This is a genomic window from Roseovarius arcticus (genome assembly GCF_006125015.1).
GTDB classification, from domain to species: domain Bacteria; phylum Pseudomonadota; class Alphaproteobacteria; order Rhodobacterales; family Rhodobacteraceae; genus Roseovarius; species Roseovarius arcticus.
In genome coordinates this window covers 3677840-3697305 of record NZ_SZZN01000001.1, presented here as the reverse complement: position 1 = coordinate 3697305, position 19466 = coordinate 3677840, and the positions used below count along the sequence as shown (strand labels likewise).

19 protein-coding genes are annotated in these 19466 nt (G+C 61.1%); 15 read left to right on the top strand and 4 right to left on the bottom strand.

Translation table 11 applies throughout. The annotated features are described in order from the left end of the window. Positions 1-185: 185 nt before the first annotated feature. From MK6180000_RS17680 to MK6180000_RS17630, 11 genes are all read left to right on the top strand, one after another. A complete protein-coding gene (locus MK6180000_RS17680) occupies positions 186-1235 on the top strand; it encodes a polyamine ABC transporter substrate-binding protein (protein ID WP_138935945.1) in 1050 nt (349 codons plus the stop codon). A gap of 67 nt (positions 1236-1302) precedes the next feature. Continuing rightward, positions 1303-2154, top strand: coding sequence for an ABC transporter permease (locus MK6180000_RS17675; RefSeq protein ID WP_212751924.1), 852 nt, complete (start codon positions 1303-1305; stop codon positions 2152-2154). A 3-nt stretch (positions 2155-2157) separates the two neighbouring features. Then, positions 2158-2949 carry an ABC transporter permease gene (locus MK6180000_RS17670; RefSeq protein WP_138935944.1) on the top strand — a complete coding sequence of 264 codons (792 nt, stop codon included), beginning with the start codon at positions 2158-2160 and terminating at the stop codon, positions 2947-2949. Beyond that, a complete protein-coding gene (locus MK6180000_RS17665; protein WP_138935943.1) occupies positions 2946-4001 on the top strand; it encodes an ABC transporter ATP-binding protein in 1056 nt (351 codons plus the stop codon). Before MK6180000_RS17670 ends, MK6180000_RS17665 begins: the two co-directional genes overlap by 4 nt. A gap of 56 nt (positions 4002-4057) precedes the next feature. Then, positions 4058-5341, top strand: coding sequence for a glycosyltransferase (locus MK6180000_RS17660; protein WP_138935942.1), 1284 nt, complete (start codon positions 4058-4060; stop codon positions 5339-5341). Further along, the gene (locus MK6180000_RS17655; protein WP_138935941.1) at positions 5341-5703 is read left to right on the top strand and encodes a cupin domain-containing protein; all 363 of its coding nucleotides are present in this window, start codon (positions 5341-5343) and stop codon (positions 5701-5703) included. Before MK6180000_RS17660 ends, MK6180000_RS17655 begins: the two co-directional genes overlap by 1 nt. A gap of 12 nt (positions 5704-5715) precedes the next feature. After that, on the top strand, positions 5716-6060 hold the full coding sequence (locus MK6180000_RS17650) for a cupin domain-containing protein (RefSeq protein WP_138935940.1): 345 nt from the start codon (positions 5716-5718) through the stop codon (positions 6058-6060). Next, the gene (locus tag MK6180000_RS17645) at positions 6057-7094 is read left to right on the top strand and encodes an aminoglycoside phosphotransferase family protein (protein ID WP_138935939.1); all 1038 of its coding nucleotides are present in this window, start codon (positions 6057-6059) and stop codon (positions 7092-7094) included. Before MK6180000_RS17650 ends, MK6180000_RS17645 begins: the two co-directional genes overlap by 4 nt. Next, positions 7094-8599 carry an aldehyde dehydrogenase family protein gene (locus tag MK6180000_RS17640; RefSeq protein WP_138935938.1) on the top strand — a complete coding sequence of 502 codons (1506 nt, stop codon included), beginning with the start codon at positions 7094-7096 and terminating at the stop codon, positions 8597-8599. The genes MK6180000_RS17645 and MK6180000_RS17640 overlap by 1 nt, the downstream gene beginning before the upstream one ends. A gap of 9 nt (positions 8600-8608) precedes the next feature. Further along, complete coding sequence (locus MK6180000_RS17635) at positions 8609-9988, top strand: NAD(P)/FAD-dependent oxidoreductase (RefSeq protein ID WP_138935937.1); 1380 nt, start codon at positions 8609-8611, stop codon at positions 9986-9988. 9 nt (positions 9989-9997) lie between these two features. Next, positions 9998-10351 (top strand): cupin domain-containing protein, encoded by a 354-nt coding sequence (locus tag MK6180000_RS17630; RefSeq protein WP_138935936.1) that lies wholly within the window; start codon positions 9998-10000, stop codon positions 10349-10351. A gap of 50 nt (positions 10352-10401) precedes the next feature. On the opposite strand, the gene MK6180000_RS17625 is transcribed toward MK6180000_RS17630, so the two are convergent. The 4 genes from MK6180000_RS17625 to MK6180000_RS17610 form a co-directional block, all read right to left on the bottom strand. After that, positions 10402-10695 (bottom strand): gamma-glutamyltransferase, encoded by a 294-nt coding sequence (locus tag MK6180000_RS17625; RefSeq protein ID WP_212751923.1) that lies wholly within the window; start codon positions 10693-10695, stop codon positions 10402-10404. A 228-nt stretch (positions 10696-10923) separates the two neighbouring features. Next, positions 10924-11541: a metallophosphoesterase family protein gene (locus tag MK6180000_RS17620; RefSeq protein WP_171054682.1), complete on the bottom strand. Its 618-nt coding sequence runs from the start codon at positions 11539-11541 to the stop codon at positions 10924-10926. A 4-nt stretch (positions 11542-11545) separates the two neighbouring features. Further along, positions 11546-12397 (bottom strand): EamA family transporter, encoded by an 852-nt coding sequence (locus MK6180000_RS17615; RefSeq protein WP_138935933.1) that lies wholly within the window; start codon positions 12395-12397, stop codon positions 11546-11548. 40 nt (positions 12398-12437) lie between these two features. Then, positions 12438-13976 (bottom strand): trimethylamine methyltransferase family protein, encoded by a 1539-nt coding sequence (locus MK6180000_RS17610; RefSeq protein ID WP_138935932.1) that lies wholly within the window; start codon positions 13974-13976, stop codon positions 12438-12440. A 361-nt stretch (positions 13977-14337) separates the two neighbouring features. Between MK6180000_RS17610 and cysS the strand changes: the two genes are divergently transcribed. The 4 genes from cysS (at position 14338) to cobA (ending at position 19399) form a co-directional block, all read left to right on the top strand. After that, on the top strand, positions 14338-15813 hold the full coding sequence (cysS, locus tag MK6180000_RS17605; protein WP_138935931.1) for a cysteine--tRNA ligase: 1476 nt from the start codon (positions 14338-14340) through the stop codon (positions 15811-15813). A gap of 136 nt (positions 15814-15949) precedes the next feature. Beyond that, a complete protein-coding gene (gene cimA / locus MK6180000_RS17600) occupies positions 15950-17560 on the top strand; it encodes a citramalate synthase (RefSeq protein WP_138935930.1) in 1611 nt (536 codons plus the stop codon). After that, a complete protein-coding gene (locus MK6180000_RS17595) occupies positions 17553-18332 on the top strand; it encodes a squalene/phytoene synthase family protein (protein WP_246040565.1) in 780 nt (259 codons plus the stop codon). Before cimA ends, MK6180000_RS17595 begins: the two co-directional genes overlap by 8 nt. Positions 18333-18547: 215 nt before the next feature. Next, positions 18548-19399 carry a uroporphyrinogen-III C-methyltransferase gene (cobA, locus tag MK6180000_RS17590; protein ID WP_138935928.1) on the top strand — a complete coding sequence of 284 codons (852 nt, stop codon included), beginning with the start codon at positions 18548-18550 and terminating at the stop codon, positions 19397-19399. Positions 19400-19466 lie beyond the last annotated feature (67 nt).

Sequence of the window (19466 nt, the reverse complement as noted above, 5' to 3'; positions counted from 1 at the left end):
CCTTACCGCCTGCGGGGCGAGCAGCAGGTTCGGGCCAAAGGCACAAAAGAACACCGAATACAGTTTGACGTATTTTTACTAATCTTAATACTGTTGCGGAAATTGATCTATAATGTCCACCAATACCAAAAATGACGCGGCGGCCATGATGCCCCGCGCACTGACAGCAAAAGCGGAGGAATACGATGTTTAGTAAACTCAAGGTTATTGGTGCCGCAGCGCTTGGCACAGCGCTGGCCCTTTCGGCCACCGTCGCGGGGGCCGAAAAACTGGTGGTGTCCAATTGGGACGGCTACATGGCACCCGGGGCTATCGACGCTTTCAATGAGGCCACCGGCAACGAGGCCGAACTGGTGCTGCACGGCACCAATGAGGAGATCATGGGCAAGCTGATCGCGTCCAAGGGCAAGGGCTATGACGTGGTATTCGTGTCGTCCCCCTTCGCCGAGGTGCTGCACAATCTGGGGCTGGCCGAGGAATTGGACCACGACAAGATCCCCAATATTACAAACCTTTACGAGCAGGCGACACAGCTGTCGCACGATGAAGGCAACACATTTTCGCTGCCCTATGCGTGGGGTACGACGGGCCTCTGCTATCGCTCGGATTTAGTCGAAGGCACGCCGGATAGCTGGAGCGACCTGCTGAAACCAACGGAGGCGCTGAGCGGCAAGACCACCATGCTGGCCACCGACCGCTGGCTGCTAGGCGCCGCGATGCTGGCAAACGGCTATTCGGTCAACACCACCGACGCGGATGAATTGGCCACCGTCCGCGACCAACTGATCGAAACCAAAGGCACCCTGCTGGCCTATGATGATACTACCTTTTACGCCAAGCTGGTGTCGGGCGAGGCCGAGCTGGTGCAGGCATGGGACGGATGGTGCAACTACGGCATCGCGGAAAATGCTGACATCAAATATATCGTCCCCAGCGAGGGATCAGACCTCTGGGTCGATACCATGGTGATCCTCAAAAATTCCGAGCACAAGGAGGCCGCCTACGCCTTCGTCGACTTTATCCTCGAACCCGCGAACCACGGCTGGGCCGCCGAGAATATCCTCTACAAGGTGCCGAACAAGTCGGCGATGGAGGCATTATCCGAGGATTTCGTCGCGCAGTACCCGAACATGGGCATCACCCCCGACCAGCTGCTGAAGTATGAGCAGCTGCGCGATGTGGGCGAGGCCCAGCGCGCGTATTCGCGCATCGTGTCCGAGATCAAAGCCAACTGATCCGCCACCTGACAAGACCTCGGAGGGAGGCGCACTCGCGCTTCGCTCACCTGACCAAAGCGAGCAGATGACCGACCGCAAACCGCTATACCTGATGACGCCGGCGCTGGTGTGGCTCACTGCTTTCATGGTGGTGCCGTGCTTGCTTGTCCTTGCGCTGGCGTTTTTTCGGCGCGGTATTTATGGCGGCATCGAATATACCTTTACGATGGAAAATATCGCGCTGGTGTTCGACCCTCTCTATGCGGGGATTTTCCTGAAATCGGCGTGGATCGCGGGGCTGTCAGCGACCATTGCCGTTGTGATCGGCTACGCTGCCGCCTACGCCATCGCCGCCGCGCCATCCCGCCGTCAGGCAACGCTGCTCTTTTTCGCAGTGCTGCCGTTTTGGTCGAATTATCTCGTGCGCACCTACGCATGGATCGTGATGTTGAATCGCGAAGGGCTGATCGCCGGCGTCGCTGTTTGGCTGGGCTATGACGGGGACTTGCCCAAGATGCTCTATACCGAAACCGCCGTGGTGATCGGGCTGGTCTATAACTACCTGCCTTTCGTCATTCTGGCCTGCTACGCGCCGCTGTCGCGCCTCAACCCCGAGATCGCAGAGGCGTCGCGCGATCTGGGTGGCGGTGGCTGGACCACGTTCCGCCGGGTGATCCTGCCTATGACAGTGCCGGGGATCGCGACGGGCTTTGTCTTTGTCTTTGTCCTCAGCATCGGCAATTTCGTGACACCGGCACTTCTAGGAGGAGGGCAATTCCAGATGATCGGCAACCTCGTCTATGCGCAGTTTCTTACCGCGAATGACTGGCCCTTTGGCGCCGCGCTGTCGATGTTCCTGATTGCGATCATGATGGGCCTGCTAACCCTTCAGACCTTCGCGACCGAGCGTGCCTCTGGCGCGCGGCGGGAGGACTAGATCATGCGCGGCACCGCCAACCCGAAACTGATGCTGATGATCCTCTCGGCGGTTTTTGCGTTCCTCTATATCCCGATTTCCGTTCTCTTCGCGCTGTCGTTCAATGAGGGCGGGTTGCCCACCGTATGGACAGGATTTTCGGTCAAATGGTACGGCGAGTTGTTCCGCAATGGCGACATCATGGGCGCCGCCCTAAACACGCTGATCGTTGCCATAGTGTCCACCATTCTCGCGACAATCCTCGGCACGCTGCTTGCCGTTGGTGTCGAAATCCGCCGCCGCAAGGGACGGTTCCTTGAGACGATAATCTTTGCCCCCATGATTATCCCCGACATTGTACTGGCGATCGCGTTGCTCAGCTTTTTCTCGTTGCTTAACTTCACGATGGGCCTGCACACTGTGATCGTCAGCCATGTCGTCTTTAATCTCGCCTTTGTCTGCTCGGTCGTGCGCGCACGGCTGAAAACGTTCGACTGGGCTATCGTCGAGGCGTCCGCTGATCTGGGGGCGCCGATGATCGTCACACTCTGGCGCGTGGTGCTACCCGTCATGCTGCCCGCCGTGATCGCCGGTGCGCTGCTGGCATTCACCCTGTCGCTGGACGAATTCATCATCGCGTTCTTTACCGCAGGCGCGGGCCGAGATTCCATCACACTACCGATGCAAATCTTTGCCATGATCCGTTTCGGCGTCACCCCTGAAATCAACGCGCTCGCCGCTATTGTCATGACCGTCTCGGTTATCATCCTGGCCCTGTCGCAACGTCTGAACCGTGGGGGGCTACCGGGCCAATGACCGACGCATTGCTATCGATCAAGGGCGCCTCGAAGCATTTTGGTGCGGTCCGCGCCATCGACGGGATCGACCTCGACATCCATGAGAACGAGTTCTTCGCCCTCTTGGGTGCGTCCGGTAGTGGCAAAACAACGTTGCTGCGGATGCTGGCCGGCTTTGAGATACCCGATGCGGGGCAAATCATTCTCGACGGCAAGGATGTGTCCAACGTTCCGCCCAATCACCGCCCCGTCAACCTGATGTTTCAGTCCTACGCGCTGTTCCCGCATATGAGCGTAGCGCAGAACATCGCCTACGGGCTGGAGATGGAGAAGCTGCCAAAGGTCCAGATCAAATCCCGCGTTGATGAGATCCTCGAAGTGATCCAGCTAAGCCATCTGGCCAAGCGCAAGCCCGACCAACTATCGGGCGGCCAGCGCCAGCGTGTGGCGTTGGCGCGTGCGCTGGTCAAACGGCCCCGTGTGCTGCTATTGGACGAGCCGCTGGGCGCGCTGGACAAGAAGCTGCGCGGCGAAATGCAATTGGAGCTCAAGCGCATTCAGCATGAGTTCGGCATCACCTTCATCATCGTGACGCACGACCAGGAGGAAGCGCTGGTGATGGCCGACCGCGTCGCGATCCTGAAGGATGGCAAGTTACTGCAATCAGGCACACCGCGCGAGATTTACGAGCATCCCGGCAGCCGCTTTGCCGCGGACTTTATTGGCGTGATGAACTTCTTTCCTGTACGCGAGAATGCCGGCCAGCTTTTCGCCGAGGATGGCAGCGTCATTGCCGCCGGAACGCCGCTGAGCGATGGCCAGCAAGGCGTGGCGGCCGTGCGCCCCGAACGTCTGAGCCTGATTCCTAAGGCCGAGAACAGCACCACCGGCAGGGTAGTCGCGACCGCCTATCACGGGCTTGATCTGCAAGTGCACCTGAAAACCCCTGCCGCGCCCGAGCCAATCCTGATGCGCCTGACGGCTGGTGATGCCGAGGCCCGCCCAGTGGCCGAGGGCGACGAAATCATCGTTTACTGGGCTGCGCGCGACACCCGTGCATTCCCCCTCTGACACACCAATGACCGCGTCCAAGCGGCAGCAGACCAAACCGACAAGGAGACCACCCAATGACCCAGAAAACCTTCGCCTTCTTTCCCGAGGCCGCCTTTGGCCCTGCCCTCAATTCCGTCGGTATCGCGCAAGCGGTCGAGCGGAAGGGTCATAAGGTGGTGTTCCTATCCGATCCCGGCTTTGTCGATATCTACAAGGACTATGGCTTTGAGGCGTATCCCGTAAACCTGAGCGAGCCGATGCCCCCCGAGAAAATGGCCAAGTTCTGGGAGGATTTTATCAACGGACACATCCCCAACTTTCGCAAAACGCCGATCGACCAGATCGACAACTACGTCAAGGAATGCTGGGAGGCGATCGTCGACAGCGCAAAATGGGCCGAAAAGGACCTGCCGGGCATCCTCGCCAAGATTAAGCCGGATGTGATCGCCGTCGATAATGTGATCCTGTTCCCCGCGATCAAGCAGTTCGGCGTGCCGTGGGTGCGCATCATTTCATGCTCGGAAAACGAGATTGAGGATGCGGACATCCCGCCACACCTGTCGGGCATGTCGGTCAACGATACCGAGGGTCACGCGGCCTTTCGCAAGAAATTCAATGAGGTCATCAAGCCGATACACGACGATTTCAACGCTTTCCTTAAGACCACCGGCGAAGACCCTTACCCCACAGGCGAATTCTTTGAGCCGTCGCCGTATCTGAACCTGCTGCTTTATCCTGAGCAGATGAAATACGACCGCGCGCAATCGCTTGACCCTAAGCGCTTCCAATATCTCGAAGGCTGTGTGCGGCAGGACAAGCCGTATGAGGTTCCGACGTTCAAGGAGAACAACGACGGCCCCCTCCTTTATGTCTCGTTCGGCTCACTGGGTGCTGGCGATACAGACCTGCTGAAACGGATCATTAAACTGATCGGCGGAAGCCGCTACCGCGCGCTGGTTAACGTGGGCGATTACGAGACTGAGTATTCGGACATCCCAGACAATGTCATAATCGGCAGCTGGTTCCCCCAGCCCTCGGTCATTCCGCAGGTCGATGTTGTCATCCACCACGGCGGAAACAACTCGTTCACCGAATGCCTCTACTTCGGCAAACCGGCGATCATCATGTCCTACGTCTGGGACGGGCACGATAACGCGATGCGCGTGCAGGAGACGGGTCACGGCTTCCGCTCGGACCGCTATGAGTGGACGGACGAGGATCTGACGGCCAAAATTGAGGCCTGTCTGACGGATGCGGATATGGCCGCGCGGCTGGCCAAGACCAGCGCGCATATGCAGTCGCAGAACGGTCAGGAAAAAGCGGCCAAGCTGCTTTGCGACCTGGCAGAGGCGCAATAATGACCGATCTCAAATCATCTGCGCCGCATATCCATGATGCCACGACCTATGACGATCTGGCCGATTGGGGCCCGCAGCCGGATATGATCGCAGGCCAGTCGCACTCGACCGGGCGGCTCTTGCACAAGGGGCCCGGCAACTCACCCGAAACGGGCGTCTGGGTCTGCTCCCCGGGCACTTGGCGCATCTGCGTGCCGCGAGACGAATTCTGCCACTTCGTAGCGGGCCGCGTCACCTACCGCCGCGACGGCAGCGATGAGGTGGTCGAGGCAGGCCCCGGAATTTGCGTCATGTTCCCCGCAGGCTGGGAAGGCACCGCAGAGATCACCGAGACACTGCGCAACATTTACATGCTGGTCTGAAGGAGAAAGCCGATGAAAGCACCTGTGATGCGAAACCCGCTAGAGATCACCGACACTGTCGACTGGGGCATCATCCCCACCATGATAGAAGGAGAGAGCCACGTATCGGGCAAGGTCCTGCACAAGGGGCCGGATGGGCAGAGTGAATGTGGCCTCTGGATCTGCACCCCCGGTAAATGGGACTGCCACGTGACGTCGGACGAATTCTGTCACTTCATTGAGGGGCGCTGCACCTATGTCCACGAATCCGGCGATGTGATCGAAATAGCGCCCGACACGGCGGCGTTCTTCCCAAAGGATTGGAAGGGGGTCTGCACCGTCCATGAGACAATCAAGAAGGTCTACATGATCCGATGACCGCCGCGCCCGCCACGACGCTCAGTACCACTTCCGCCGCCTTTCTGGCATCGGAGGGCTATGGCGGGGCAATCTTGACGCCGTTCACTGCAGACGCCTCCCCCCGGCGGTATCACAGGCTGGAGGGGTGCGGCCTGATCCTAATGGAGGATCCAACCGATCCAGTCGGGTATGCCGCCTATTTGCGTCTGTCGGCGCACCTGAACCAGCTTGGATTGTCGGCCCCACGGGTGTTGGCGAATGATCCGGAAAATGGGCTCGCCCTGATCGAGGATCTGGGCGATGCGACCTATGCGCAATGCCTCAGGACGGGCGAGGACGAGCACGCGCTATACTGCCTCGCCGTTGATGCGCTGCTGCACCTGCACCACGATCCCCGCAGCGCCGAGGTGGTTCAGCCGCTCTATGATTTGGACACGCACTTGAACGAGCTGGCGATCTTTGCCGAATGGTTTGCGCCCGCCATCGCACCGGGCCTAAGCGACGATTTCGCGCGCGACTGGCGCGCCCGTTGGCAAGGCGCGCTAGCACCGATTGCAGAACGTCATGACACGCTGGTTATGCGCGATTTCCACGTCGATAACCTGCTTCTGCTGAGCGCGCGCAGCGGTGTGGCTCGCTGCGGTCTGCTGGATTTTCAGGATGCCGTCATCGGCCCGTGCGAGTATGACCTGATGTCACTCTTGCAAGATGCGCGCCGCGATCTGGCGCCGGGTCTGGAGGATGAAATGCTGGCGCGCTATATCGAAAATGCACCCGCTGGGTTGGGCAATGCTGCGGATATTCGCCAACGCTATCACATCCTCGCTGCGCAGCGACACGCGCGCATTCTGGGCGTTTTTGTGCGGTTGGACCGCCTGAATGGCAAGCAGGCCTACCTCAAGTGGATACCCCGCGTCGCGGAGCAATTGCGCACAGCGCTAGAAGCCGCGCAGTTACGCGACATCACAGCGCTGCTGGAGACACATCTGCCCGATTGGCAGGCTGCCGCCGCTCGGATCACCTCTACCCAGCACACTGAAAGGGCATGTTAATGTCTAGCGCCCCCTCATCCGTCTACTATCTCGCCCCCGGCTTTCACGCTAGCCAAGGCACACCGCGCGACGTGGTTGATCCTGCCACCCTAGAAGTCGTCGGCCAGCGCGCAGAGGTCAGGGAAAGTGAGATTGAGACCGTCCTTGCCTCGGTCAATGCTGCGCAGAAAATCTGGGCACATACCGACGCCAAGTCTCGCGCCGCGACCTTACACAAACTAGCCAGCGCAATTGAGGCGCATGACATGACAGACTGCGCAATCCTGATGAGCCGCGAGATGGGCAAGCCCTACCCAGAGGCCATCGGTGAGGTCGCCAACTGCGCGCCTATTTTCCGGTACTATGCCGAAATGGCCCGCGACGAGGCGGGGAAGGTGGCGGGCACCACGCAGATGGGATCACTGCAATTTGCTCGGTACGAGCCTTTGGGCGTGTCTGTCCATATTATGCCCTTCAACTTTCCCATCCTGCTGATGTGCTGGACCGTCGCCGCGTCACTTGCCGCAGGCAATGGGGCAATTATCAAGCCCGCCGAGGCGACAACCCTATCGACGCTGGAATTCATGAAGGTATTCTCGGGCCTGCCCGAAGGCCTCGTCGCCTGCCTGCCCGGCGGCGTGGATGTGGGCACGGCGCTGGTCGATAGCCCCAAAACCCACGCCATCGCCTTTACCGGATCGGTCAAGGCGGGCCGCGCCGTGGCCGAGGCCGCGGCACGGCGCCTGAAACCCGCGGTGATTGAGGCGGGTGGATCGGACCCGATGATAATCACCGCGCATGCCCCCATAGCCATCGCAGCAGCCGGAGCCGTTACTGGCGCATTCCACATGAGCGGCCAAGTCTGCACTTCGACCGAACGGATGTATGTCGTGGACGCAGTACATGACGAATTTGTCGCCGCATTCGTGACCGAGACGCAGCGCCTGCGCATCGGAAATGGCCTGCAAAAGTCCGAGATCGGCCCATTGGTCAGTGAGGCCGCCCGTGACAAGGTGGCACGTCTGGTCGATGACGCAGTCGCGCAAGGCGCAGTAGTCGAATGCGGCGGCGGCGTCCCTGAAGGGCTTGAAACCGGCTGGTTTTACGCCCCCACGATCCTCACGAATTGCACACCCGACATGGCAATCCTTAACGAAGAGGTGTTCGGCCCCGTCGCCGCCATCGTTCGCGTCCCCGACTTTGACACGGCCATAGCTATGGCCAATGACAGCGAGTTCGGCCTTGGCGCGTCGGTGTTCACCACTGACCTAAATGAGGCGCATGAAGCGTATGAGCGACTGGAGGCTGGCATGGTCTGGATCAACAATCCGATGATCGACAATGACGCGCTGCCGTTCGGCGGCTGGAAAAACTCCGGCATCGGGCGAGAGTTGGGGCGCATGGGCCTAGACACGTTCCGCCGTACAAAAATGGTCATCATGGACCACAAGCCACAACGCCACGACTGGTGGTATCCCTACGACGACGACTGGTTCCTTGACGAAGGTGGTCGCAAGCATGTGTAGGCTGGTCTTATGACCAAATTCGCCGCCGCGAAATCCGCGCCTTACTGGCGCGAGACCGTTACCAATCCGGTGACTGCCGCGCCGCTGGACGGCGATATCACCTGCGATCTGGCAATCGTCGGGGGCGGCTTTTCGGGCCTCTGGTCGGCCCTAAAGGCGCGCGAGCGGATGCCAGATGCCCGTATCGTGGTGCTGGAGGGCGGCCAGATGGGCAACGCCGCCAGCGGGCGCAACGGCGGATTTTGCGCACCCAGCATCTCGCATGGGGTGAGTAATGCGGTTGCGCGCTGGCCCGGTGAGGCCGAGGCGCTGGTCCGGCTGGGACGCGAAAACCTCGACGAACTAGAGGCCGATCTGGACACTTACGCCATCGACGCCGAGTTTGAGCGTGAGGGCAAGCTGAACGTCGCCGCGGCGCCTTGGCAGGTAGCTGGATTGCGGGACATGCAGGCGACCTACGCACGCTTCGGGATCAAGACAGAGCTGCTGGAGGGTGCGGCGCTCGATGCGCGATTTGACACGCCGCGCTATCATGCTGGCCTTTTTGAGCCGAACTATGCGCTGGTGAACCCCGCCAAGCTGGTGGATGGGCTGGCCAAGGCAGCGATCGCGCAGGGCGTGCAGGTCTTTGAGGATACCAAGGTTACAGGCATCGCAAATGCGCAGGAAAATGTGGGCCTAACGACCGCCGCTGGTATCATCACGGCAGCGCAGGCGATCCTTGCGACCAATGCCGCCGTGCCGCTGCTGCGCCGGGTGCGGCCCTTAATCATCCCGGTTTTCGACTACACTTTGATGAGCGAGCCGCTGACGGACACGCAGCTAAAGTCCATCGGCTGGCAGGGGCGCTACGGCATCGCAGACAGCGGCAACCAGTTTCACTATTTTCGCAAAACGGCGGATAACCGCATCCTCTGGGGTGGGTATGACGCTGTCTATCACTACGGCAGCGGACGGGGCGAGGAATTGCATCACCGCGATATCACCTACTCGCGGATTGAGGCGAACTTTCGCGACGCGTTTCCCGCGCTTGGTGATATTGGGTTCACTCACCGCTGGGGCGGCATCATCGACACGTCCGCGCGCCTGACCGCCTTTGTCGGCACGGCCATGGGCGGGCGCGTCGCGTATGCCGCCGGTTTTTCCGGGCAGGGCGTGGCTGCGACGCGCTTTGGCGCGCTGACGATGCTGGACCGCCTGCAAGAGCGCAAGACGGAACGCACAGAACTCAAAATGCTGCGCAGCATTGCTATACCTTTCCCACCCGAGCCTCTGCGCAGTCTTGGCATAAAATGGGCGCAGCGCGACCTTGCGCGCGAGGACGCAACAGGGCATCGCTCAGTCTTTCTTAAAACGCTGGACCGGTTCAACATCGGCTTTGGCTCATAAGGTAGTATCATGACCAATCCCGCCCACGTCATCCCGTTCGACAAGTCTGTTCCCGCCAGCGAGAGCATCACAGACGATCCTGCCGCCGTCGACACACCCTATCACGCGACCAGTTGGCAACATTTCCAGAACGAGGGCAAAGGCGCGACTGCCGGGATATGGGAGGCGGAGCCACATCTGGAACGGTGCAAGTGCGATTTTGACGAGATGTGCCATATCCTTGAGGGTGAAGTGTGCCTGACCGACAGTGCAGGCGTACAGCGCCGGTTTGGCGCCGGTGATACCTTTGTCGTTGCTGCAGGCTTTGACGGGACGTGGGAAAACCTGACGCATGTGCGCAAGGTCTACTTCATCCTCGCCTGAGGGGAGGTGACGTTGAATGTGCGCTTGGCGTTCTCCCGCGTCGAAGCGCCTTAGAACCCAACCACGCCGCCATCCTTGCGATGGTCCGACCCACCGATATAGCCATCCTCCATACGGCGGATCAGCTGCGCCCCGCCAAAACCGAACTCGGCTGCCGTCCCTTCGCGCACCACATTATGCCCCATGGCGCGCAACGCCTCGACAGTCGGCTCGGGCATAGCATTCTCAACCGCAACTTTGCGGCCTGACACCACCTGCCACCGCGGTGCGTCGCTGGCTGCCTGCGGGTCCTGCCCCCACGACGCCCGTGCGATCGACGAGCCCCAGCGCGATGAGCGCGGCAATGCCCTGCCCGTTTGGCGGTACCTCGTGCAACTCATATCCGCGAAATGGCATCTGGAGTGTGCCGCACCAATCCGTTTGGGTGGCTCAGCCACTCGTCCCGCCAGACAAGTCCCGGCGTTATGTAAAAGCCTGAATGGCGGAAAATTGCGGCAGCGCCGTCCATCGCAAGGCCGTGTTGATCACCAGATGGCCCGGTTGAATGGCGCGCCCCCTACCCGCTTGGACTTTTATTGCCCTGCCCGGGCCCCGATGTCGAACCAGTTTGGCACCGGCCCCAGATTGCGCACGTGCGCGCAGCCCACCTGTCCACCCGCACCCCAAGACGCATGAATATGGCCGCACAGGCACAGCACCGCATTATGTGCAGTGATCGCATCACGGATCGCCGCGCTGCCCTCATGCGCGCCATTCTTTTGCAGATCGGCGGTGCCGAGTGGCGGGGTGTGGGTGATCAGCACGGCCCCTGCTGGGCAGGCGGTTAGCATCCGGGCGGCCTCATCCTCGGAATGGGCGGTGTTCCAATCATACGCTTTTCGCTTGGGCACCTCGCCGCCGACGCCGAAAAAATCGACGCCCCCGATGCGGACACCCGTGCCATGTAGGTAGGTCACGTTCGGCCAGCGCGCGCACAGCGCGGCAATCTCACCGGGCGCGTCGTGGTTGCCATGCACGATCAGCACTGGCGCATGACAGGTTGCGAGGATCTTCAGCGTCTCCGACGCGCCGATGCCTTTCGTGGCGAAATCGCCCGCGCCAATTACGACGTCTGCCTCTTCGCTTGCCTCCACGATCTTGCGGGCGGCGTTCGTGTCGCGGTGCAAATCGGAAAAGGCGAGGAGGCGCATAGGATCAGGACTGCCGCGCATAGCGCAGAAGGACCGCACCGACGAGCGTGGCAGACGTGGCCAGCACCTTGGCCAGATCCAGACGCTCCTTCAGGCAAAAAACGCCAATCAACAGTGCAAACACAACGCTGGTTTCGCGCAATGCTGTGACCAGCGCGATCGGCGCCTGCGTGAACGCCCACGTCACTATTGCATACGCGACAAACGACGCGGAGCCGCCGAATATGGCGGTAACGCGCCCCGTTCCTGCGATGCGCCGCAGTATCCCCGGTTCTCGCGTCCCAAGATAGATCGCCATCAGCGGCGCATTGATCAACGCGACCCACCCGTAGAAACCCAAAGAAGTGCCTGCAATCCGCGCGCCATATCCATCGACCAGCGAATAGGATGCGATAAACATGCCGGTGACCAATGCCAGCCCTGCGGCGCGCCCATTGCGCATCCCGTCAGCCCGGCGCACCAGAACGAGGCTGAGGATACCGGCAGCGATAACCGCGACCGCCAGCATCTCGGCGCCTTTTAGATGCACGCCCAGCGCGGTGACCGAAACGACCGCGACGATCAAAGGTGCAGACCCGCGCGCAATGGGATAGACTTGGCTCAGATCGCCATGCTCGTATGCGTGCATCAAAAACAGCTGATAGCCAAAATGCAACGCCAGTCCCGCCGCCATCCATGGCAGGCTAGCGAGGCTGGGCATCGGCGCAAAGCATAACGCGAGCGCCGCCAGAGGCGCGTGGCCAATCACCACCGCCCCCATGGCCGTCCGCTTGTCCGTGCTACCCTTGACCGCCGCGTTCCAAACGGCGTGCAGGATCGCGGCGCCGATGACGGCGAGGAATACAGTTAGGCTCATGCGCGGCTCCTAATCGCGGCCACGCTAACGCAGAAGCGCCTCAGGACGGAAGGTGTATGTTGTACGCTGCCCGTATCGCCGCATCGACATCGGGGGCAAAGCGCGCCGCCGACCGTTCAGCCAGGATTGCTTCCTTGCGAGTTGTCGCATCGGTATTGAGGTCTGGCTTGTTCTCTTCGGCCCATTGCTTGGGGCTCATCCGGTTACCGGTCTGAGGGTATTGATAGTCACTCTCCATCCGGGCCAGAGTCTGAGGCGTGCCCAGATAATGACCGGGGCCGCCGATACAGACCGAGCGGATCTGTTCCAGCGCCAACGTCTCGTCATCAACCTCGATACCGCGGACACAGCGCTGGGCGTGTCCGATCAGGTCGTTCCCCAAAATCAGCGACTCGAGGCAAAAACCAAGTAGCGAAGCGTGCATTCCCGCCGCCTCGTAAACCATATTTAGCCCCGACAGGCCCGCCATCACGTTCGAGCACATCTGCTCCCACCCGGCTTGCATGTCGGGCAGCTTGGCATCCGTAATGCCTGCCGCTGCCCCGCCGGGCACATCGTAAAAGCGGTGCATCTGCGCACAGCCGGCCGTCAGCAATGCCTGCTCGCCCGAGCCGCCAGTCATAGCGCCCGTGCGCAGGTCGAGGCCAAAAGGCCAAGTCCCAAAAATCGCCGGATGCCCCGGCTTTACCGCATCGACATAAACGAGACCAGCAAGGCATTCAGCGGTCGCTTGCACAATAGCGCCCGCGATCGTCGACGGCGCAGTCGCGCCCGCCATGCCCGCACTCAGCAGCAGGACGGGCATGCCGCCCTTGATGCACTCCTCCATCACCTCGCACGCTTCGGTGGCAAATTTCATCGGCGGCACGACGAAACAGTTGGAGTTCGACACAAATGGCCGTTCGCGCCATGCCGCCTCGCCGCCTGCGATCAGGTGCAGCATTTCGATCCCCTTACGGGCGAAATCGCGCTCGGTGAAGGACACACCGACATGCTTGGTCGTGCCGGCACAGCAGGCATAGATCGTGTTCAGGTCCATCTCGAGGTTGTCGGGAATGTCGCGGCACACCATCGGGCGCTGCAAAAAGTGGATATTATCCAGCACGTCAGCAATCCGTGCGGCATCGTGCAGATCCTGCACGGTACACTCGCGGTAATTGCGGCCGTCTACATCGATCATGTTTACCGCCGCGCCGGCGGTGCCATAATGGACGCGGCTGCCGGATAGGTGCAAATCGTGCCGCGCATCGCGGCCCATCAAGGTCACGCTGCGATTGGCACGTGCAATCACATCCTCAACCAGCGCTCGGGGGAAACGAATGCGCCCGTCATCGCCCAGAATAGCACCTGCACCCGTCAGATAGGCCACCCCGCTGGCAGGCGCATCGGCAAGGCCAATCTGCTCCAGCGCGTCTAGCGCGGTATTGTGGATGCGCAGCACCTCAGCATCCGTCAGGGGATTATACCGCCCCCCTTCCATTCCGGGCCGGATTGAGCGCATGGCATCGGATGGTGGTGCAGACCGGACAGCGCGGCGCGCGGCGCGTCCACCAGAGCGGCGTGGAGAGATATCGTTCATGTCAGGGGCCTCATTTGCGAGAGGTCAAAGGGAAATCGGCGAGCAGTCAGCAGCGATCCACCGGCCCGCCCCGTGCCGCACGGCCCCTCTCAGCGCCGATGGTGCGCACGACGAGGGCGATCTTGCTGAATGGCGTCATGGCCATCTCTCCGCTAGTGACACCTTAAACTCAGCATGAGGGGTGCGCGCCGTCTGTCCTGATTGCGACCTATGTCGCTTTTGCACCATAAATAAGGCGCCCGCGCCTTCGGGCCCTCATCCGCATCAGCGCAAATCGCGGCTATCTGCACTATTTCAAAGCCGACGCGGAATTGATAAGCCCAGCGCAAACCAAAGCCATCCCAGCCCCGCGAGGCCCGCCATGACCCAGATCAAGCTGCACAACACCCGCACGCGCCAAAAAGAAGTGTTCACACCCTTGGACGACGAAAACGTGCGGATGTATGTGTGCGGGCCAACTGTCTATGACCGCGCGCATCTGGGCAATGCGCGGCCTGTGGTGGTGTTCGACGTGCTCTATCGCCTTCTGCGCCATGTCTATGGAGAGAGCGCCGTGACCTACGTGCGCAACTTTACCGACGTCGATGACAAGATCAACGCGCGGGCAGCCCAGAGCGGTCGCAAGATAGGCGAGATCACGGATGAGACAATCCAGTGGTTTCTGGACGATATGGGCAGCCTTGGCGCCCTGCAGCCAAACTTGATGCCGCGCGCGACTGAATTCATCCCCCAGATGGTTACGATGATCGAAGATCTGATTGCCAAGGGCCACGCCTATGAGGCCGAGGGGCATGTGCTATTCGCGGTCGAGAGCTACTCCGAATACGGCGCCCTGTCAGGCCGCAGCATCGACGACATGATCGCCGGCGCGCGGGTCGAGGTTGCGCCATACAAACGCAACCCGATGGACTTCGTTCTGTGGAAGCCATCGTCGGGCGAGCAGCCCGGATGGGACAGCCCGTGGGGCTATGGCCGCCCCGGCTGGCATATCGAATGCTCGGCCATGGCGTATGAATTACTGGGTGCTTCGTTCGACATTCACGGTGGCGGCAACGACCTGATGTTTCCGCACCACGAGAACGAAATCGCGCAAAGCTGCTGCGCCCATCCCGAGGGCGGCTTTGCGCAGGTCTGGATGCATAACGAGATGCTACAGGTCGAAGGCAAGAAGATGTCCAAGAGCTTGGGCAATTTCTTTACCGTGCGGGATCTGCTGGATCAGGGCGTGCCGGGGGAAGTGATCCGGTTTGTGTTTTTAAGCACGCATTATCGGAAGCCAATGGATTGGACAGCGGAGAAGGCGAAGGAGGCGATCGGGCGTTTGAGCAAGTATCAGACGTTGCAGCGTCAGCTGCTGAATACGTACCCAGATCTGTCAGCTCGGACCGGCGAATTAGATCCAGAGATATTCCAGGCTCTGACGAACGATCTAAATGCACCGTTGGCGTTGACGAGGTTGCATAAGCTTGCAGGTGAGGCGATGTCCGTACGCACTTTCGGCGTTGAAGCAGCATCAAGTTTTTTAGCGTCATTGCGGTTTCTAGGTTTTGAAAATCTCGATATGCACCGGCTGCATCCAGCCTACCATATCAGCAAGGCGATAAAGGATGTGCTAGGCGACGACGAAGCGGCCCGAACTGACGAAATGATAGACGCATTGGTGCGGGAGAAAATCGCGAAATGGCGGATGGCGCGCAGCAAGAAAGATTGGTCGGTTGCAGACCGGTTGCGAGATGGTCTTGCTGATTTGGGCATCAAGGTGGATTTTGCATCTGATGGGAGACATTGGGAGTTTACCAAAGAAGTAGACATGGCAAAACTGGAAGCCCTCGAATGACCGTCCTCCAATACAAAGGCAGCCCCCGACCGAGGGTGGGGCCAAAGCCCCCGCCCGTGGGGGCGGTCGGGGGCTGCCCGTGGTTCCCACGGGCAGAACACCTCAAGCACAGCGCATCACATTCGGTGGCGAGGGCATGACCCGCACCCGCCTCTCTCTCTACGACACCACTCTGCGCGACGGGCAGCAGACGCAGGGCGTCCAATTCTCGACCGCTGAAAAGCAGCGCATTGCGGAAATGCTGGACAGCCTCGGCGTCGACTATATTGAGGGCGGCTGGCCCGGCGCGAACCCGACCGACAGCGCTTTTTTCGACGCGGGCCCCAAGACGCGCGCTCGCATGACCGCCTTTGGCATGACCAAGCGTGCGGGCCGCAGCGCGGCCAATGACGATGTGCTGGCTGCCGTGATGAACGCAGGCACCGCCTCCGTCTGCTTGGTCGGCAAGGCGCATGATTTCCATGTGGAGCGGGCGCTGGGCATAACGCTGGCCGAGAATACGGAAAACGTCGCAGCCTCGATCAAACACCTTGTCGCTAGCGGTCGCGAGGCGCTGCTGGACGCTGAACATTTCTTTGACGGTTACAAGGCGAACCCGGCCTATGCGCTGGAGGTGTGCCATGCCGCGCTGAGCGCCGGCGCCCGCTGGATCGTGCTATGCGACACCAATGGCGGCACCCTGCCTACCGAAATCGGGCGCGTCACCGCCGAGGTAATCGCGGCCGGCATCCCCGGCGACCGCCTTGGCATCCACACCCATAACGACACCGAAAATGCCGTCGCAGGCGCGCTGGCCGCTGTCGATGCAGGAGCGCGCCAGATCCAAGGCACGCTGAACGGGCTGGGCGAGCGGTGCGGCAACGCCAACCTGACCACGCTGATCCCGACCCTGCTGCTGAAGGAGCCATACGCCAGCACCTACGAGATCGGCGTCAACTTGGATGCCCTGCAAAACCTCAGCCGCGTGTCACGCAAGCTGGACGATATCCTGAACCGCGTGCCAATGCGGCAGGCCGCCTATGTCGGCGCGTCGGCCTTTGCCCACAAGGCCGGCCTGCACGCCAGCGCGATCCTCAAGGACCCGTCGACCTACGAGCATATCGACCCAGCGCTGGTCGGCAACGCGCGCATCATCCCAATGTCCAATCAGGCCGGCCAGTCGAACCTGCGCCAGCGCCTGATGGAGGCAGGGATCGACGTGGCGCCGGGCGATCCCGCCCTTGCCCTCATCCTCGAGCAGATCAAGGAACGTGAGGCGGCTGGCTATACCTACGACAGCGCGCAGGCCAGTTTCGAGTTGTTGGCGCGGCGCGCCTTAGGCCAACTACCCCAGTTCTTTGAGGTCAAGCGCTACAAGGTCACCGTCGAGCGGCGCAAGAACAAGTATGACCAGATGGTCAGCCTGTCCGAGGCTGTCGTCGTGGTGAAGGTCGACGGCGAGAAAAAGCTGTCGGTCAGCGAGTCGATGGATGCAGACGGCTGCGACCGCGGCCCGGTCAACGCCCTGGCAAAGGCGCTGGCCAAGGATCTGGGCCGCTACCAAAGCGCAATAGACGACATGCGGCTGGTCGATTTCAAGGTCCGCATCACGCAAGGCGGAACCGAGGCCGTGACCCGCGTCATCATCGACAGCGAGGACGAGCAGGGTCGCCAATGGTCGACCGTGGGCGTCAGCGCGAACATAGTCGATGCATCATTCGATGCGCTGCTGGACGCAATCAACTGGAAGCTGCTGCAAGGTGAGTGATCTAGGCGATGACCTGACAGGTTGCGCCGACTTGCTGCGCCGGGGCGATCCCGACCGCTTTCGTGCGGCGATGGCGGCGCCGGTGGCGGCGCGCCGGGTGCTGTTTCCGGTCTATGCCTTCAACGTCGAAGTGTCGCGCGCCCCATGGCTGACGCAGGAATCCATCATTGCCGAAATGCGCTTGCAATGGTGGCGCGACGCGCTGGATGAGATCGCGCAGGGCGGCAAGGTGCGGCGGCACGAGGTCGTCACACCTCTCGCCGAAGTGCTGGACGCCGAAGGCGCCGCGTTACTGGATGCGCTGATCGTGTCGCGGCAGTGGGACATCTACCGCGACCCGTTCGAGGATGAGGCGCATTTGACCCGCTATCTTGAACATACCAGCGGCAACCTGATGCTGGCCGCCGCGCGCGCATTAGGGCAAGCCGATGCCGCTGTCGTTATGGACGCGGGATACGCCACTGGCGTCGCAGGATGGCTGCGCGCCATTCCAGCGCTGGAGGAGGCCGGACGCATACCGCTGCTGGATGGCCGCCCCGAGGGGATCCGTGCGTTGGCCCAGGACGGGCTGCGCCGCCTTGCTGCGGCGCGCGCACGGCGCAATGACATTAGCGCTCAGGCGCGGCCCGCCCTGCTCGCCTCTTGGCAGGCCGAGGGCGTTTTGCGGCACGCCTTTGCCCAGCCTCAATTAGTGCCGGATGGGGGGCTGGAGCCGTCGCCGATTCGGTCATCTCTGGGCTTGATGGCTCGCTCAGTGACGGGAAGATGGTAGGAACAGTGTTCCAGCAGCCACGGCGTCGTCCCTAGAGAATTAAAACCTTGTTCCGCGATAGCGGTTAAAAGCAGGCCAAAACCATCGCCATCCATGGAAGCGCGAACAAAGACGCTCCTTACGGCCCAGAGCGCCGAACAGCGTTTTACGCTGGTCCTGCTTCGCGCAGTGCCCACCTCTTTTCGTCTGCAAAATCCTGCGCCATATCTACATACATGTTTGATGCACTTCCCCTCCCTGCCCATCAGTGGCCCACGATTCAGCCCGGATGGGTCTGGCTGTGCGGTGCTGGCCCCGGTGATCCGGGCTTGCTGACGATTCACGCGCTGAACGCACTGCGGCAGGCTGATGTAGTGGTTTATGACGCGCTGGTGCAGGAGGTCATCCTCGATTGGGCGCCTCAGGCCGAGAAGATTTATGCTGGCAAGCGCGGCGGGAAACCGTCCACTGTGCAACGCGACATATCTCTTCGCCTCGTCGACCTCGCCCGCGCGGGCAAGCGGGTGCTGCGCCTCAAGGGAGGTGATCCCTTCGTCTTTGGACGCGGCGGCGAAGAGGCACAGACGCTGGTGCAGCATGGCGTGCCAGTGCGGATTATTCCAGGCATTAGCGCGGGTATCGGCGGGCTGGCCTATGCCGGCATCCCGGTGACGCACCGCGACGTGAATCAGTCCGTGACCTTCGTGACCGGCCATGATCAGTCGGGCAACGCGCCCTCTTCGCTGAACTGGAAGGCGCTGGCAGAGGGCAGTCAACTGCTGGTGATCTACATGGGTATGAAACACGCGGCGCAAATCTCAGCCTCGCTGATAACGCACGGCCGCGACCCGGACGAGCCTTGCGCCGTGGTCTGCAACGCGACAACGCCGCAGCAGCAAGTCATTGAAACGACACTTAGCCGCATGGCATCCGATATTGAGGCCAGCGGGCTGGAGCCGCCTGCCCTGCTGTGCATCGGACGATCGGTGCTGATGCGCCAAGTGCTGGATTGGCAGGGCCAGATGGCTGGCGATTCGGTGCGCGACATGGATCCGCTGTGCCGGGGGCTGGCAGCCGAGGTGGCCTGAGTAGAGTAAGCGTCTGACAAGGAGTGTCTTAGTTCGCTCGCTCTTGGGAAGAATAGGGATTCCTTAG